The sequence below is a fragment of the Rhizobium sp. M1 genome, from assembly GCF_002531805.1.
GTDB lineage: Bacteria > Pseudomonadota > Alphaproteobacteria > Rhizobiales > Rhizobiaceae > Rhizobium > Rhizobium etli_C.
In genome coordinates this window covers 111930-127270 of sequence record NZ_NWSW01000014.1, presented here as the reverse complement: position 1 = coordinate 127270, position 15341 = coordinate 111930, and the positions used below count along the sequence as shown (strand labels likewise).

At 62.2% G+C, this 15341-nt stretch carries 16 protein-coding genes; 3 read left to right on the top strand and 13 right to left on the bottom strand.

Annotated elements, in window-relative coordinates; translation table 11 throughout:
- Positions 1 to 36: 36 nt before the first annotated feature.
- The 3 genes from CO655_RS15405 to CO655_RS15395 all read left to right on the top strand — a co-directional run bounded on the left by CO655_RS15405 (position 37) and on the right by CO655_RS15395 (position 5940).
- Positions 37 to 1008 (top strand): ABC transporter substrate-binding protein, encoded by a 972-nt coding sequence (locus CO655_RS15405; RefSeq protein WP_097604184.1) that lies wholly within the window; start codon positions 37 to 39, stop codon positions 1006 to 1008.
- 399 nt (positions 1009 to 1407) lie between these two features.
- Positions 1408 to 2598 carry an efflux RND transporter periplasmic adaptor subunit gene (locus tag CO655_RS15400; protein ID WP_010032551.1) on the top strand — a complete coding sequence of 397 codons (1191 nt, stop codon included), beginning with the start codon at positions 1408 to 1410 and terminating at the stop codon, positions 2596 to 2598.
- Positions 2599 to 2610: 12 nt separating this feature from the next.
- Positions 2611 to 5940 carry an efflux RND transporter permease subunit gene (locus tag CO655_RS15395; RefSeq protein ID WP_097604183.1) on the top strand — a complete coding sequence of 1110 codons (3330 nt, stop codon included), beginning with the start codon at positions 2611 to 2613 and terminating at the stop codon, positions 5938 to 5940.
- Positions 5941 to 6026: 86 nt separating this feature from the next.
- On the opposite strand, the gene ureG is transcribed toward CO655_RS15395, so the two are convergent.
- The 13 genes from ureG to urtE all read right to left on the bottom strand — a co-directional run bounded on the left by ureG (position 6027) and on the right by urtE (position 15323).
- The gene (ureG, locus tag CO655_RS15390; RefSeq protein ID WP_038690830.1) at positions 6027 to 6638 is read right to left on the bottom strand and encodes an urease accessory protein UreG; all 612 of its coding nucleotides are present in this window, start codon (positions 6636 to 6638) and stop codon (positions 6027 to 6029) included.
- Positions 6639 to 6728: 90 nt separating this feature from the next.
- Positions 6729 to 7400: an urease accessory protein UreF gene (locus CO655_RS15385; RefSeq protein WP_010030998.1), complete on the bottom strand. Its 672-nt coding sequence runs from the start codon at positions 7398 to 7400 to the stop codon at positions 6729 to 6731.
- Positions 7401 to 7406: 6 nt separating this feature from the next.
- Entirely contained in the window at positions 7407 to 7988 is a 582-nt protein-coding gene (ureE, locus tag CO655_RS15380) for an urease accessory protein UreE (protein WP_010031000.1), read from the bottom strand.
- Between the two features lie 84 nt (positions 7989 to 8072).
- Positions 8073 to 8936 (bottom strand): GGDEF domain-containing protein, encoded by an 864-nt coding sequence (locus CO655_RS15375; protein WP_097604182.1) that lies wholly within the window; start codon positions 8934 to 8936, stop codon positions 8073 to 8075.
- Between the two features lie 331 nt (positions 8937 to 9267).
- On the bottom strand, positions 9268 to 9939 hold the full coding sequence (locus tag CO655_RS15370) for a TIGR02117 family protein (RefSeq protein ID WP_097604181.1): 672 nt from the start codon (positions 9937 to 9939) through the stop codon (positions 9268 to 9270).
- Between the two features lie 33 nt (positions 9940 to 9972).
- Positions 9973 to 11685 (bottom strand): urease subunit alpha, encoded by a 1713-nt coding sequence (gene ureC / locus CO655_RS15365; protein WP_097604180.1) that lies wholly within the window; start codon positions 11683 to 11685, stop codon positions 9973 to 9975.
- Between the two features lie 3 nt (positions 11686 to 11688).
- Positions 11689 to 12312 (bottom strand): Urease operon accessory protein, encoded by a 624-nt coding sequence (locus CO655_RS15360; RefSeq protein ID WP_170964927.1) that lies wholly within the window; start codon positions 12310 to 12312, stop codon positions 11689 to 11691.
- Between the two features lie 16 nt (positions 12313 to 12328).
- Positions 12329 to 12736 (bottom strand): lysozyme inhibitor LprI family protein, encoded by a 408-nt coding sequence (locus CO655_RS15355; protein WP_097604178.1) that lies wholly within the window; start codon positions 12734 to 12736, stop codon positions 12329 to 12331.
- Positions 12737 to 12748: 12 nt separating this feature from the next.
- Positions 12749 to 13054 carry an urease subunit beta gene (locus tag CO655_RS15350; RefSeq protein WP_004675639.1) on the bottom strand — a complete coding sequence of 102 codons (306 nt, stop codon included), beginning with the start codon at positions 13052 to 13054 and terminating at the stop codon, positions 12749 to 12751.
- 10 nt (positions 13055 to 13064) lie between these two features.
- On the bottom strand, positions 13065 to 13316 hold the full coding sequence (locus CO655_RS15345; protein ID WP_010027472.1) for a DUF1272 domain-containing protein: 252 nt from the start codon (positions 13314 to 13316) through the stop codon (positions 13065 to 13067).
- Between the two features lie 9 nt (positions 13317 to 13325).
- Positions 13326 to 13628, bottom strand: a complete 303-nt coding sequence (locus CO655_RS15340) for an urease subunit gamma (protein ID WP_003561955.1) — start codon at positions 13626 to 13628, stop codon at positions 13326 to 13328.
- 28 nt (positions 13629 to 13656) lie between these two features.
- Positions 13657 to 14478, bottom strand: coding sequence for an urease accessory protein UreD (locus CO655_RS15335; RefSeq protein ID WP_097604177.1), 822 nt, complete (start codon positions 14476 to 14478; stop codon positions 13657 to 13659).
- Positions 14479 to 14627: 149 nt separating this feature from the next.
- Positions 14628 to 15323: an urea ABC transporter ATP-binding subunit UrtE gene (urtE, locus tag CO655_RS15330; protein ID WP_064841423.1), complete on the bottom strand. Its 696-nt coding sequence runs from the start codon at positions 15321 to 15323 to the stop codon at positions 14628 to 14630.
- Positions 15324 to 15341 lie beyond the last annotated feature (18 nt).

The following is a 15341-nucleotide window of genomic DNA, read 5'->3' as shown; positions in this document are numbered from 1 at the left end:
GGTTCGGGCATAACTTCAGAGGGTAAGGATAAAAAAATGAGAAAGTTGATGGTTGCAATGATGGCGAGCGCGATGACGCTGGCCGCCGCACACGCGATGGCCGCCGACAAGGTGGTGCTGCAGCTGAAATGGGTCACGCAGGGCCAGTTCGGCGGCTATTACGTCGCCAAGGACAAAGGCTTTTACAAAGAGGAAGGCCTCGACGTCGACATCAAGCCGGGCGGCCCGGACATTGCTCCCGAACAGGTGATCGCCGGCGGCGGCGCCGATGTCATCGTCGACTGGATGGGCGGCGCTCTCGTTGCCCGCGAAAAGGGCGTACCGCTCGTCAATATCGCCCAGCCCTACCAGAAGTCAGGCCTGGAAATGATCTGCCGCAAGGACGGCCCTGTTAAGACCGAGGCCGATTTCAAAGGCCACACGCTCGGTGTCTGGTTCTTCGGCAACGAATATCCTTTCTTCGCCTGGATGAACAAGCTGGGCCTGTCCACCGACGGCGGCCCGAACGGTGTCACTGTGCTGAAGCAGAGCTTCGACGTGCAGCCGCTTGTTCAGAAGCAGGCCGACTGCATCTCGGTCATGACCTATAATGAATACTGGCAGGCGATCGATGCCGGCTTCAAGCCGGAGGAACTGACGGTCTTCAACTATACCGAGATGGGCAACGACCTCTTGGAAGACGGCCTCTACGTGATGGAGGACAAGCTGAAGGATCCGGCCTTCAAGGAGAAGATGGTCAAGTTCGTCCGCGCCTCGATGAAAGGCTGGAAATATGCGACCGAAAACCCCGATGAAGCCGCCGAGATCGTCATGGACAATGGCGGTCAGGACGAAAACCACCAGAAGCGCATGATGGGCGAAGTCGCCAAGCTCGTCGGTGACGGCTCCGGCAAGCTGGACGAGGCGCTCTATGCCCGCACAGCAAAGGCGCTGCTTGATCAGAAGATCATCAGCAAGGAGCCCTCGGGCGCCTGGACGCACGACATTACCGACGCTGCGTCCAAGTAATCGCGGCAACATTGCGAGGGAAACGCGCGGGGAAGATCTCCGCGCGTTTCGTATTTTTCCTGCTTGCACGAAAAATCACCCTGCAACTGTCGCATTTGTCCGGCGTCAAACGTCATTGCGGTAGAGGCGGGATCAATCATCGTCATGCTCGCATAACCCTTCGGTGATTGATTCAGGTTCTGATGGTAATTATTATCGGCTCATGGGGAATTGTTTTCTGCCGGGCTTGCATATCGAGCAAATCGATACCAATTAGAAGCCGATTTGCCGACGAGGGATGAAGACGGCAAATGATGTGCGGATACCCTTGAGAATGCAGGAAAGGCAGTGGCCTGGTCGCGAGCTGAAGGACAGACGCGCGAGTTCGGCCAACCTTGTTACAGGATTGGACGACGACGCATGGCACGCAGGCCGATTGGAATTTTAGGCGTATCCACCCTTTTTGCGGCGGCACTGGCTGCATCCACCGCATGTTCGCAGGAAGCGCCAGTCGCAAAACCGCAGCAGAACCTGCCGGCGATCGTCGTTACCACGGCGACAAACCGCACTCTCGTCGACCGAGTCATCGGCACGGGAACGGTCAAACCCGTCGAGGAAGTCTATATCCAGCCGCAGGTCGAGGGCCTGTCGATCCGCACGCTGAAAGCCGACGTCGGCGACAAGGTTCAGGCCGACAGCACATTGGCGACGCTCAACGATGACGCGCTGGTGCTGGAGAAGAGCCAGATGATGGCGACGAAGGCCAAGGGCGAGGCAAGCCTCGCCCAGTTGCGCGCGCAGCTCATCGAGGCCCAGGCCAACGCCGAACAGGCCAGGCAGCAGCAGGCCCGCTCCCAGGAAATGGGCAAGAAGGGCACGGTTTCCACTGCCCAGGTCGAACAGGCCGATGCAACCGCCGCCGCCGCCAATGCCCGCGTCGTCTCCGCCGAACAGGCGATCGAGGTCGCCGAAGCCGATCTGAAGGTCTTCGACAGCCAGATCGCCGATGCCGATCTGAAGCTCGCCCGCACCGATGTGAAGACGCCGGTCGCCGGCACGATCGCCGCAAAGAACGCCAAGGTCGGCGCCATTGCCGCCGGCACCGGTGACCCGCTGTTCACCCTGATCCGCGACGGTGATATCGAGCTCGTCGCAGAAGTCGCCGAAAGCGACATCGTCAGGATCATGGCCGGCCAGAAGGCGACGATTTCGCTTTCCGGCAGCCGCGAGAAGCTTTCCGGCGCAGTGCGGCTGGTGTCGCCGACCGTCGATCCGACCACCCGCCTCGGCCTCGTCCATATCTCCATCGACGATGACAGCAAGGCGCGCTCCGGCATGTATGGCAGTGCCGAGATCATCGTGCGCGAGACCCAAGGCGTATCGCTTCCCCTGACCGCGGTCTTGACGGGCAATGAAGGCTCGTCGGCCCGCAAGGTCGAGGATGGTGTGGTAAAATTCGCCAAGATCGAGACCGGCATCCAGGACGGCGCCTATGTCGAGATCGTCAATGGATTGAAGAGCGGCGATGAGGTCGTGGCCAAGGCGGGCGCCTATGTCCGCGACGGCGATCACATCACGCCGGTGCGTGAACAGCCCTCGGCTTCCAACTAAAGAGACCATCCGATGAATTTTTCAGCCTGGTCCATTCGAAATCCGATCGCGCCGCTGCTGGCCTTCTGCCTGTTGATATTCATCGGCATCCAGTCCTTCAACACGCTGCCGATCACGCGCTTCCCGAACATCGACGTGCCGCTGGTTTCGATCAGCGTGACGCAGAGCGGCGCTTCGCCGGCCGAACTCGAAATGCAGGTAACGAAGGAGATCGAAGACGCGATCGCCTCGATCACCGGCATCGACGAGATCCAGTCGACGGTGACCGACGGCAGCTCGCAGACCAATGTCATGTTCCGCATGGAAGTGCCGACGGAACAGGCTGTGCAGGACGTCAAGGACGCGATCGATCGCATCCGCAGCGATCTGCCGGCGACGGCCGAAACGCCGATCGTCACCAAGGTCGACGTCGAGGGCCAGGCGATCCAGACCTTCGCCGTTTCCTCGCCCGACATGTCGCTCGAAGAACTCTCCTGGTTCGTCGACGATACGGTCAAGCGCGCCCTGCAGGGCCAGGCCGGTATCGGCCGCGTCGACCGTTACGGCGGCGCGGAGCGCGAAGTGCGCATCGAACTCACCCCCGCCAAGCTCGATGCCCATGGCATCACCGCGGCAAGCGTCAACCAGCAGCTGCGCGGCACCAACGTCGACCTCGGCTCCGGCCGCGGCCAGGTGGCCGGTAGCGAACAGGCGATCCGCGTCCTCGGCGATGCTCGCAATGTCGCCGAACTCGCCGACACGACAATCGCGCTGCCGAACGGCCGTTTCGTCAAGCTGTCCGACCTCGGCGTCATCAAGGACACTTATGAAGAGCCGAAATCCTTCTCGCGCTTCAACGATACGCCTGTTGTCACCTTCGGCGTCTTCCGTTCGAAGGGCGCCAGCGAGGTCAGCGTCGCCGAAACCGTAGCGCAGAGCCTCGAGAAGGTCAGAAGCGAAAACCCGAATGTGAAGATCGAGATGATCGACGATTCGGTGTATTTCACCTACGGCAACTACGAAGCCGCCATCCACACGCTGCTCGAAGGCGCGCTGCTCGCCGTCATCGTCGTCCTGCTCTTTCTCCGGAACTGGCGCGCGACCCTGATTTCGGCGATCGCTCTCCCCCTCTCCGCGATCCCGACCTTCTGGGTCATGGACATGATGGGCTTCTCGCTGAACCTCGTCAGCTTCCTCGCCCTGACGCTTGCGACCGGTATCCTTGTCGACGACGCGATCGTCGAAATCGAAAACATCGCCCGCCATATCAAGATGGGCAAGACGCCCTATCGGGCGGCGATCGAGGCGGCGGATGAAATCGGCCTTGCCGTCATCGCCACCACCTTCACCATCATCGCCGTCTTCGTGCCGGTTTCCTTCATGCCGGGCATTCCGGGCCAGTACTTCATCCAGTTCGGCCTGACAGTCGCCTTCTCGGTCTTCTTCTCGCTAATGGTGGCGCGCCTGATCACGCCGATGATGGCCGCCTATCTCATGCGCGCCGAAGACGGCGTTGACGACCATCACGACAATGACAGCCTGCTGATGAAGGGCTATACGCGCCTTGTCAGCGGCACGACCCGCAGGTGGTATTGGCGTTATACGACGCTGATTGTGGCCCTCCTCTTCACGGTTGGTTCGGTCATCGCGCTGGTCATGTTCGTGCCCGGCAGCTTCCTGCCGCCGGAAGACGCTTCGCGTATCGTTCTCTCCGTCGAACTGCCGCCGAATGCGCGGCTTGACGATACCGAGAAGACGACGGACGCGATCTATGACAGGGTCAAGGACATCAACGGCGTCGAAAGTGTCTTCGTCCTCGGCGGCGCATCGCCGAAGGGCGATCTCGAACTGCGCCGTGCGACCATCACGCTGGCACTCGACAAGCTTGACCAGTCGCTGGTCAAGAAGGTGGTCAACGATGTGCTCGGTGACATCCCGGTCATCGGCCCGATGCTGCCGAAGGTGGAAGTCCATGGCCGTGAACGCCCGCAATGGGATATCGAAAAGGAAGTCTTCGCGAAGGTGCGCGACATTCCCGACGTCCATATCCTCAAACTCAACGACCGCGGCGAACGCGACCTCTCCTTCAACTTCCTCTCCAAGAACGAGAAGGATCTGAACGACGCCGTCGGCATCCTGGAATCCAAGCTCCGAGCCGACCCGCTGCTCGCCAATGTCAGCGCCGACGGCGCCCTGCCCCGTCCGGAACTGCAGGTCTACCCGCGTAAGGATGAGGCCGCCCGCCTCGGCATCACGCCGCAGCAGATCTCCGAGACGATCCGCGTCGCCACTATCGGCGATGTCGATGCGGCGCTTGCCAAGATCTCGCTCGACGATCGCCAGATCCCGATCCGGGTGCAGGCGGCACTCGACATGCGCCGCGATCTTGCGGCCCTCCGGGCATTGAAGATCCAGACCGCCAGCGGCGGCACCGTTCCGCTCTCGAGCGTCGCCAATATCGACTATTCGGAAGGCGTAAGCTCGATCAAGCGCAACAACCGCAACCGTGTCGTCTCTATCGGCTCCGATCTGCCGCAGGGCGTGGCGCTCGACACGGCTTCGGCCCGCTTCCGCGAGATCGTCGAGGCGGCCAACATCCCGGCCTCCGTACGCCTTGCCGAAAGCGGCGATACCAAGGTGCAGACAGAGATGCAGCAGAGCTTCGTCAACGCCATGTTGATGGGCCTGTTGCTGGTGCTGACGGTGCTGATCCTGCTCTTCAAGGACGTGATCCAGCCCTTCACCATCCTGTTCTCGCTGCCGCTGGCCATCGGCGGCGTCGCGGCGGCTCTGATCATCACCAGCAATCCGCTGTCCATGCCCGTCATGATCGGCATTCTGATGCTGATGGGTATCGTCACCAAGAACGCCATCCTGCTCGTCGATTTCGCGATCGAGATGCGCCATCAGGGCATGGCCCGTGTCGAAGCCATGGTCGAAGCCGGCCGCAAGCGCGCCCGGCCGATCATCATGACCTCGATCGCCATGTCGGCAGGCATGTTGCCTTCCGCGCTCGGCGTCGGCGAAGGCGGCTCCTTCCGCGCGCCGATGGCAATCGCGGTGATCGGCGGCATCATCGTCTCGACGGTCCTCTCGCTCGTCGTCGTGCCCTCCTTCTTCCTGATCATGGACGATCTCTCCCGCCTGCTCGGATGGATGTTCGGCCGCATGGTCGGCAGGAAGGACGAGGAGGAACTGCCTCTGTCGCCCGAGGATCTCACCCGCGTGACCCGCGAGAACCGCAGCGATATCGATGCGCTGGACGAGCGCCTGACGGCGATCGAAAAGCCGGAAGGCAAGCGCAAGAGTGCCAAAGGCAACGACACCAACGTTCTACGGCTGCCGCCTTTCGCAGCCGAATAAGCAAGATCCAGACAATGAAACGGGCCGGGAGATTACTCCCGGCCCGTTCGTTTTGCCGTTTTCGCTGCTGCGGCAGGTCCGACCGCTCAGAGCCCGCCCTGCTCCCTGAGGAAATTGACGATCGAACTGATGCCGTCGCCGCGCTTCATGTCCGAGAAGACGAACGGGCGGCTCGCGCGCATACGCGTCGCATCCCGGTCCATCACCTCGAGATCGGCGCCGACATAGGGCGCCAGATCCTTTTTGTTGATGACAAGCAGGTCGGACCGGGTGATGCCGGGCCCGCCCTTGCGCGGGATTTCCTCGCCCTGGCAGACGGAGATCACGTAGATGGTAATATCGGCAAGATCCGGCGAAAAGGTCGCCGCCAGATTGTCTCCGCCGGATTCGATGAAGACGACGTCGAGATCGGGTATGCGCTCGTTGAGGCCGGCGATCGCCTGCAGATTGATCGTCGCATCCTCGCGGATGGCGGTATGCGGGCAGCCGCCGGTTTCGACGCCGACGATCCGCTCCGAGGGCAAGGCCTGCATGCGCACAAGCGCCTCGGCATCCTCGGTCGTATAGATGTCGTTGGTGACGACGGCGACGGAATAGTCGTCGCGCATCGCTTTGCAGAGCTTTTCCGTCAGCGCCGTCTTGCCCGAGCCGACCGGCCCGCCGATGCCGACGCGCAGAGGTCCGTTCCTTGATTTCATGTGTTTCACTCCAATCGAACCGGATGATAACGACGGCGGCGGCGCGCGCCACCGTCAAATGACGCAGTTTCTGCGGATAACTTTATATCCTCACGAGCGGAACAACCGCGTCGCCTGCGTCTCGTGGCGCAGGCTGGCGATATCGGCCTGCACGGTCGCCGACCCGAGATCGTCGAGCGACGACGCCGCCGCCCGTCGGGCAACCTCCGCAATGGGCTCTTCAAGGCCGGCCAACACGGCAACACCGTCCCTCTGCCCGGCAACGCCGAGGCGGATACCGGACGAAACCGCTTGCGAGGCATAGGCGTGCAGGAAGACTGCGAGCACCTGCTCGGACCTTATGCCATGCGCACCGGCAACCGCGCCCACCGCGACGGGATAAGCGGTCTTGCCGGGCAGCCTCTCGAACACTTCGTCCGGCCAAGCCCGCGCCGCCGCGAGGAAGGCGTCACCGAGCAGCATGGTTTCCTGATGGCGCTCACGCGATCCGGCAAGAGCCTCGGCGAGGGCGGCGGTTTCAGCAAGGCGCGCGGCATCTGCCTGTTGCCTGTGGCTCTCGGCCAGAAGCACCGCATCGTTCCAGACGGCACCATGGCCGATCAGCGTGCCGATCCAGTTTGCAAGCGAAGCCGCATCGACGACGAGCCCATCGGCCACCGCCCGCTCCAGCCCACCCGAATAGGCGAAGCTACCGATGGGAAAGGCCGGCGAGAGCCACGCCGTCAGGCGCAGCAATGCCTGCAGTTGGCGGTCCCCTGTCATCGCGCCTCAATCGTGCTTGTGGCCGTGATGATGCCCGTGATCGTGGTCGTGATCGCAGCTGTGATCATGCTGATGGTCGTGGCCATGCGCGTGACCGTGTTCATGTCCATGATCATGGCTGTGAGCGGCATGGCCGTGATCATGCGCATGGCCGCCATGGGAATGATAGGCTCCGCGCGCGGGTTGAAAGGGTTCGTCGATCTCAAGCACGGTGGCGCCGAGGCCCTGCAGCATCGAGCGGATGACATGGTCGCGCAGGATGACGATGCGGTCTTCCTCGATCTGGGCGGCAAGATGGCGGTTGCCGAGATGCCAGGCGAGCTCGACGAGATGCGTGCGGTCGCGTCCGCGAATTTCGAAGAGTTTCTCGTCGGCAGCCAGAATCTCGATCAGCTCCCCATCCTCGCGCACCAGCAGATCGCCATTGGCGAAGAGCACCGGGTCCTTGAGATCGAGCATGACCATCTCGCCATTTTCCAGATGCAGCAGCTTGCGGCGCAGATGGCGCAGATCGTGCGGCAGCTTGACCTGGGCGGTCGGATGGGAGGACGGGGTACCGGCGGGAAGATAGGAAGTGACGCGCTGCATGATATGTCCGTTTTGCTGAGACGAACATGCAAAATAGTCTTTCCTGATGCAATCACCAATGGCCTTTTGCTCAGACCGGGGCGTTTATATCCCGTAGGCCTGCATCACGTTGTCGCTCTCAGCTCCCCTGCCCTTGGCATCGAGGCCATTTTCAACGAGCCCGTGCCAGGCATGATGCAGGCCTTCCCGTTCGTGCACGACGCGATTGCGCCCGAGCGCCTTGGCGAGGTAGAGCGCCCGGTCCGCCGAGGCATACACCGCTTGCTTGCTGCGCCCGGCGGCGAGATCGGCAACGCCGCCGGAAACGGTGATGCGGATATCGTGCCCCTCGGCCGCGATGGCGCCGCTTGCGATCCGGGCTCGCACCTCTTCGATGCGTTCCATCCGCGCCTCCAGCGGTTCGCCGGAGACGATGACGCCAAACTCCTCCCCACCCAGCCGTGCAATGACGGACATTTCGTCGAAGGCGGATATGAGCATGGCCGAGACCGCGGTGATGACGGCATCGCCGCAGGCATGGCCGAAACGGTCGTTGATCGCCTTGAAGCGGTCGACGTCGAAAATGACAAGCGAGGCATTGCCCTCGGTTTTGTCGAGCGCCTCCGTGAAGGCGCGGCGGTTCAAGAGGCCGGAGAGCGTATCCGTGCGGCTGAGCTTTTCGAACTCCGCCCGCGAAACTGTCAACTCATGCATGGTAAACCCTGCGGTCAGCGACAGCATGCCGCAAACCGTGCCGCCGACAAGCCAGGAAAAAACGGCACCGAAGCCGATCGCATGCGAAAGGTTCACCGGCAGCAGTCCGAAAAAACCGAGTGGCGGTATCGTCAGCGCGAGGATGACGCCTGAAAGAATGACGGCAAGAAAGCTCATCCTCAGCGCAAAGAGATAGACGTTCCTGCGATATTGAAAATCGCCGAAACCGGCCTGCAGCGACATCCAGCTTCTCATGAGAATCGACCTTCCTGCCCGGGCGTTTCACGGCATTGATAAGAGCCCAATTGCTGCGGGTGTCTTAATCGGCTCGTTAAAATTCGAATGGTTTTGGACGATTTGACGGACAGATTTTTTCTAGCAGGGGATGCAAACATCCGATCCCTGAATCGGACAGGGCGGAAGGACGTCGAGATAATTGATATTAAACGCTTTTTTCCAGTTGGAAAGCCTGCCTGTTCCAGAATGGTTTACCTGTGGAAAACGCACGGCTTCCCAGCGATTTTTACAACCAAATGGGGAGTCCCGTTCACAATTCCGTTTACACCGGGACCGATCCCCAGCTGCGTCAATTGTAGACACCAGCGGATAATCGCAATGATTGCGGAAGCGGATTCCATAAGCCGGTTCGAAGCCCGGCCGAACGGAGTGCTGCGGCAGTCCAGGTGTTGCAGCCGAATAGGGCGTTGAAATATCCCTTGGCCTCGAAGAACCTGTCGATCTCGCCGTAACCTGCGTTTGAGATCAGCTTCACCTCGCCGGCATCGCGGACAAAACTATCGGAGATGAAGCTGCGCAGCCGCGCCAATTGTTCGTCACCGATATCGAAGGCCGTAACGGCCGGCTGCGGCTCGGTGATATGACCGGCGAGATCCACGTGCAGCACCGAACGGTCGATCGTCAGAGCCCGCAGCACCGGCAGCGGCTTCAGCTCCGACCAGGTCGGCGTTTCCAGATAGAAGGCGCGGCCGCCCCAGCCGATGACGAGCCATTCCGCGTTCGGATGGCCGAGCGGAAAACCAGGATCGTCGAGGAAGGAAAAGGCGGCCCGCGTCTCCTCGTCGAGCGGAATGGCAATATCGGTATGGATCGGTCCCGACAGAAGCAAGATCCGGTGGGCCGCCGGCGCGGACGATGCTTCGACCGGCGCAATCAGCGGCCGGGGAATGAAGGTTCCGGCCGTCGCCAGAGCAACGACCAGCAATACGATCCGCAACAGCCAGCGGATGCCTGTTTTCATCGGAACCGTCCGGCGCGCACGGAACGAGCGGGCCTAGAACAGGAAATAGCGCTGCGCCATCGGCAGCACCGTCGCCGGCTCGCATGTCAGCAATTCGCCGTTCGCCCTGACTTCATAGGTCTCCGGATCGACCTCGATCTCCGGCGTCAGGTCATTGTGGATCATCGATGCCTTGGAGATGCCGCCGCGGGTATTCTTCACCGCCACCAGCTCCTTCGCAACGCCAAGCCTGCCCTTCAGGCCGGCATCGAGCGAAGCCTGGCTGACGAAGGTGACGGAGGAATTCGTGAGGCTCTTGCCGTAAGAGGCAAACATCGGACGGTAATGCACCGGCTGCGGCGTCGGGATCGAAGCGTTCGGATCGCCCATCGGTGCTGCCGCGATCGAGCCGCCGAGCAGCACCATATCGGGTTTCACGCCGAAAAAGGCGGGGTTCCATAGCACCAGATCGGCGCGCTTGCCGACCTCGACCGAGCCGATCTCATGACTGAGGCCATGGGCGATCGCCGGATTGATCGTGTATTTGGCGATATAGCGGCGAACGCGGAAATTGTCGTTGTCGCCTTTTTCTTCCTTCAGCCGGCCGCGCTGACGCTTCATCTTGTCGGCCGTCTGCCAGGTGCGGATCGCCACTTCGCCGACGCGGCCCATGGCCTGGCTGTCGGACGAGATGATCGAGAAGGCACCGATATCGTGCAATATGTCTTCGGCCGCGATCGTCTCCTTGCGGATGCGGCTTTCGGCAAAGGCGATATCCTCGGGGATCGACGGCGACAGGTGATGGCAGACCATCAGCATGTCGAGATGCTCCGCAATCGTATTGACTGTATAGGGTCGCGTCGGATTAGTGGACGACGGGATGACGTTCGGCTGACCGCAGATCTTGATGATGTCGGGTGCGTGCCCTCCGCCTGCCCCTTCCGTGTGGAAGGCGTGGATGGTGCGGCCCTTGATGGCGCCGATCGTATCCTCGACGAAGCCGCTTTCGTTCAGCGTATCGGTGTGGATCATCACCTGCACGTCATAGTCGTCGGCGACCGACAGGCAGCAGTCGATCGCGCCCGGCGTCGTCCCCCAGTCCTCGTGCAGCTTCAGCGAAGTGGCGCCGGCCAGCACCATCTCGGTCAGCGCGCCGGGCAGCGAGGCATTGCCTTTGCCGGCAAAGGCGAGGTTCATCGGGAAGGCGTCGGCCGCTTCGATCATCCGCGCGATATGCCATGGGCCGGGCGTGCAGGTGGTGGCGAGCGTGCCGTGCGCCGGTCCCGTGCCGCCGCCGAGCATGCAGGTCATGCCCGACATCAGCGCTTCCTCGATCTGCTGCGGCGCGATGAAGTGGATGTGGCTGTCCATGCCGCCAGCCGTGACGATCTTGCCTTCGCCGGCGATCGCCTCCGTGCCCGGGCCGACGATGATATTGACGCCGGGCTGCATATCCGGATTGCCGGCCTTGCCGATCGCAGCGATGCGCCCGTTCTTGAGGCCGATATCGGCCTTGTAGATGCCCGTGTGATCGACAATCACCGCATTGGTGATGACGGTATCGACCGCGCCGTCCGCCCGCGTCACCTGGCTCTGGCCCATGCCGTCACGGATCACCTTGCCGCCACCGAATTTCACCTCCTCGCCATAGGTGGTGAAATCCTTCTCGATCTCGATGAAGAGCTCCGTATCGGCAAGGCGCACCTTGTCGCCGGTCGTCGGTCCGAACATGCCGGCATAGGCGGCGCGCGAGATCTTATAGGGCATTCATCAAGCTCCGTGGGAGGAAGAGATAAGCATTTTTCCGCCGAGCCGCCTGAGGCGGCCCGCGGCAATATAACTATCGACAAGCTGCCGTTCGGCCGCAAACGGGTGCCATTCCCAGCCGACGTGGCCGAAGCCGGCGAGCATCACCTCGGCATCGGCGTATGTGTTCAGCACCTCGGCAATGACGATCATGCCGCTGCTCGGCACGACATAGGGCGCGGGCGCAAAGACCGAGAGCGAGGCATCGACGGCCTCGTGGATCGACGTGTCGATGACGACATGTGTCTTGCCGGTCTCCGCGCAGAAGACGCTGAACGCGTCGGTATAGTCGTCGCAGAAATCGTCGAGATCGGGATGCGAGACCGCAAGCGGCGCCCGCATGGCGGCGAATTTCTTCGGGTCGCGCACGCTCCAGATTTCCCGCGCCGAAACGACGCCAGGATGGGTCCGCCACTCACGCGAACCGAGCATCGCCTTGGCCGGCCGGCCGGTATTGCAGACCGCGACGGCATCCGTCCGGCTGCCGCCGGCGCCATAGGAACGACAATCGTTGAAGCGGATGACGAAATCGGCGGCATCGATGATGCCCGCCTCTCCCTCACCAACCTCGCCATTGCCGACGATCACGATCTTCCTGATCACCTTAGTTGCTCATCGTGTCTTCGAGCTCTTTCAGCTCTTGCGTGCGTTTGTCAGTGATGTTGGCGAGACATCCGGCGACCAGCATCGGCTCCATCGTGCCGCCACGGGCCTGGAAACCGAAGGCGTCGCACTCGGCGTCGCGATAATCGATCCAGGCGCGTTGTGCCTTGACCAGCGCCTGCTCGGCGCCCTTCATGTCGCCATCGAGATCCTTGTCGATCGCCGCAAGAGCCGCCCGGGTCTTCTTATATTGCGCATTCAAAGCTTTGTCCGCGGTCTCGTGGCGCGCCGCCTCGCAGGAGGTCATGTCCGATTGCGTCTTGGGATTCTGGCAATCGATGTCCTGAGCAGAGGCACCACCCGCGGCCAGCAGCATCGCCGCCCCGATGAGGCAGATGTTCAAACGCATGCATCCCTCCCGTTAAAGCTTGCCCATCACCAGCTGACGGAAACCATAGACCTCGCGCTTGCCGGCAAGCGGGATCAGCGTCACGGATCGCGTCTGTCCCGGCTCGAAGCGCACGGCCGTTCCGGCTGGAATATCCAGCCGCTTGCCATGCGCCGCCGCCCGGTCGAAAGAAAGGCCGGCATTGGTCTCGGCGAAATGATAGTGGCTGCCGACCTGCACCGGCCGATCGCCCGTATTGGAAACTTCCAGCGTCACCGTCGGTGCGCCGGCGTTGAGTTCGATGTCGCCGCTTGCGGCAATGATCTCGCCTGGAATCATCTTGCTCCCCTCAAGCTGCCCTGGGCGCGCAGCCCTCGGCCTTCAGCACGCGTTTCGTCGATGCCGGATGTTTGGCGAGCATGGCCGCCGGCCGGATGGGCCTCGCAACGAGATTGCCGCCGCAATTCGGGCAGGCACCCTTCAGCACATCGTCTGCGCAATCGGCGCAGAAGGTGCATTCATAGGTGCAGATCCGCGCCTCGGCGCTCTCCGGCGGCAAATCCTTGTCGCAGCACTCGCAATTGGGTCTGAGCTCCAGCATTCTACTTCCTCACCGGATCGGTTCGTGGACGGTGACGAGCTTGGTGCCATCGGGGAACGTCGCCTCCACCTGCACGTCATGGATCATCTCGGCAATGCCCTCCATCACCTGGTCGCGGCCGATCACATGGGCGCCGGCTTCCATCAGCTCGGCGACCGGACGGCCATCGCGGGCGCCCTCGACGACGAAGTCGCTGATCAGCGCGATTGCCTCGGGATAGTTCAGCTTGACGCCGCGCTCGAGCCGCCGCCGCGCCACCATCGCCGCCATTGAAATCAGCAGCTTGTCTTTTTCTCTCGGAGTGAGGTTCATTGCTTGCCCATCTGCTTGATGCTTAGCTTTAGAGATTCCAGACTTTCGGCACAGGCGCACCGTTGCGCAAGACGGAAATGACAGGGATCAGGATTTTTCTCAGCGTGAAGCCGTCGGCCGCCGCAAGGCGAACGACCAGCTTGTCGCTCCAGGCGCTTGCACCGCCCATCATTCCCTCGACGAGCGGACGGACCCTGCCGAGATAGGCCTCGGCCAGCGGCCCGGCATAAAGCAGCGTCGCAAAGGCAACCTGCCCGCCGAGCACCGCCTGGCGCGCCGCCAGCGCCGCAACACCTTCGGAAAGCCTGAGCTCCTCGGCATGGATCAGCCGGCCCGCGCGGCGGATGCGCCAGCGGTCGCGAAAGAGACCCGTGTCCACCGTCTCGCCCATCGCCTTGCGGCCGAGCAGCACCGCTTCGACGGCCAGGAATTCGGCGCTCTCGTCGAGATTCACATCGAGCCGGCGGAAGAGTGCTGCCCGGTCGAAAAGGATCGTTTCCTGCGGCAGCCAGTCGACGCGCGCCCCCGCCCCCACCTCGATACGGGTCACCACCTCTGCGACGCCGGCCGATGCCTTGTAGATCTTTTCGCAGGCCTGGGTGGTGACGTCGATCTTCGTGCCGGCGCCGGCAACGACGCTCCAGTCCATCCGGTCGCCGCCGGTCAGCCCGCCGGCGGTGTTGATGATGACGGCTTCCATCGAGGCATCGAACGTATCCGGCAGGCGGATTTTCGCCGCGCCCTCCTGATAGAGTTCGCGGAGACGCGTGCGGTCGCCGAGCAGCTTTGCCGCCAGATGTCCGCGCCCCTCCGCTCTTTGCGGTCTCGTGCCTGCCGCCGCAATCATCATAACGTCCCTTTCGGTCGCGCTACCGGTTCATTCGATCGCGCGGGTGGCGGATGCAAAGCAATTCCCATGCCGTCCCGAACAGACCTTTTGGCGGCGGGCGAAGGTCTCGAAGCGTCGTGCCCGCTGCTGCAAAATACGGCATCTGCCGGTCAAACGGTCAGATGACGGCGAGCCTCCGGCGTATCCAGCGTCTCGGCAAGTCCTTCATGCACGATCTCGCCGCGATCCATGATGTAGACGTAGTCGGCAAGCTCCCGGCAGAAATCGAGATATTGTTCGACGAGCAGGATCGCCATGCCGGTGGAATCGCGCAGGTAACGGATCGCCCGGCCGATATCCTTGATGATCGACGGCTGAATGCCCTCGGTCGGCTCGTCGAGCACGAGGATCCTCGGCCGCGTCACCATGGCGCGGCCGATCGCCAGCTGCTGCTGCTGCCCTCCGGAAAGATCGCCGCCGCGACGCGACAGCATCGACTTCAGCACCGGGAAGAGGCTGAAGATATCGTCGGGGATGTTGCGGTCGCGGCGGCCGAGCGGAGCAAAGCCGGTTTCGAGATTTTCCTTGACCGTCAGCAGCGGGAAAATCTCCCGCCCCTGCGGCACATAGCCGATGCCCTGCTTGGCGCGGGCAAAGGGCGGCAGGCCGTTCAGCCTGGTATCGTTGAAGGTAACGGTGCCGGCCGACAGCGGATGCTGGCCGGTCACCGCGCGCAGGAGCGAACTCTTGCCGACGCCGTTGCGTCCCAGCACGCAGGTAATCTTGCCCATCTCCGCTCTGATGGAGATGCCGCGCAGCGCCTGCGCCGCGCCATAATGCAGATTTGCGTTTTCGACTGTCAGCATCCGTTCACCCGTTCCCCA

Coding starts and splice junctions, on each gene's coding strand:
- CO655_RS15405 (WP_097604184.1), top strand. CDS start 37: ATGAGAAAGTTGATGGTTGCAATGATGGCGAGCGCGATGACGCTGGCC.
- CO655_RS15400 (WP_010032551.1), top strand. CDS start 1,408: ATGGCACGCAGGCCGATTGGAATTTTAGGCGTATCCACCCTTTTTGCG.
- CO655_RS15395 (WP_097604183.1), top strand. CDS start 2,611: ATGAATTTTTCAGCCTGGTCCATTCGAAATCCGATCGCGCCGCTGCTG.
- ureG (WP_038690830.1), bottom strand. CDS start 6,638: ATGAAATCAAGGAACGGACCTCTGCGCGTCGGCATCGGCGGGCCGGTC.
- CO655_RS15385 (WP_010030998.1), bottom strand. CDS start 7,400: ATGACAGGGGACCGCCAACTGCAGGCATTGCTGCGCCTGACGGCGTGG.
- ureE (WP_010031000.1), bottom strand. CDS start 7,988: ATGCAGCGCGTCACTTCCTATCTTCCCGCCGGTACCCCGTCCTCCCAT.
- CO655_RS15375 (WP_097604182.1), bottom strand. CDS start 8,936: ATGAGAAGCTGGATGTCGCTGCAGGCCGGTTTCGGCGATTTTCAATAT.
- CO655_RS15370 (WP_097604181.1), bottom strand. CDS start 9,939: ATGAAAACAGGCATCCGCTGGCTGTTGCGGATCGTATTGCTGGTCGTT.
- ureC (WP_097604180.1), bottom strand. CDS start 11,685: ATGCCCTATAAGATCTCGCGCGCCGCCTATGCCGGCATGTTCGGACCG.
- CO655_RS15355 (WP_097604178.1), bottom strand. CDS start 12,736: ATGCGTTTGAACATCTGCCTCATCGGGGCGGCGATGCTGCTGGCCGCG.
- CO655_RS15350 (WP_004675639.1), bottom strand. CDS start 13,054: ATGATTCCAGGCGAGATCATTGCCGCAAGCGGCGACATCGAACTCAAC.
- CO655_RS15345 (WP_010027472.1), bottom strand. CDS start 13,316: ATGCTGGAGCTCAGACCCAATTGCGAGTGCTGCGACAAGGATTTGCCG.
- CO655_RS15340 (WP_003561955.1), bottom strand. CDS start 13,628: ATGAACCTCACTCCGAGAGAAAAAGACAAGCTGCTGATTTCAATGGCG.
- CO655_RS15335 (WP_097604177.1), bottom strand. CDS start 14,478: ATGATGATTGCGGCGGCAGGCACGAGACCGCAAAGAGCGGAGGGGCGC.
- urtE (WP_064841423.1), bottom strand. CDS start 15,323: ATGCTGACAGTCGAAAACGCAAATCTGCATTATGGCGCGGCGCAGGCG.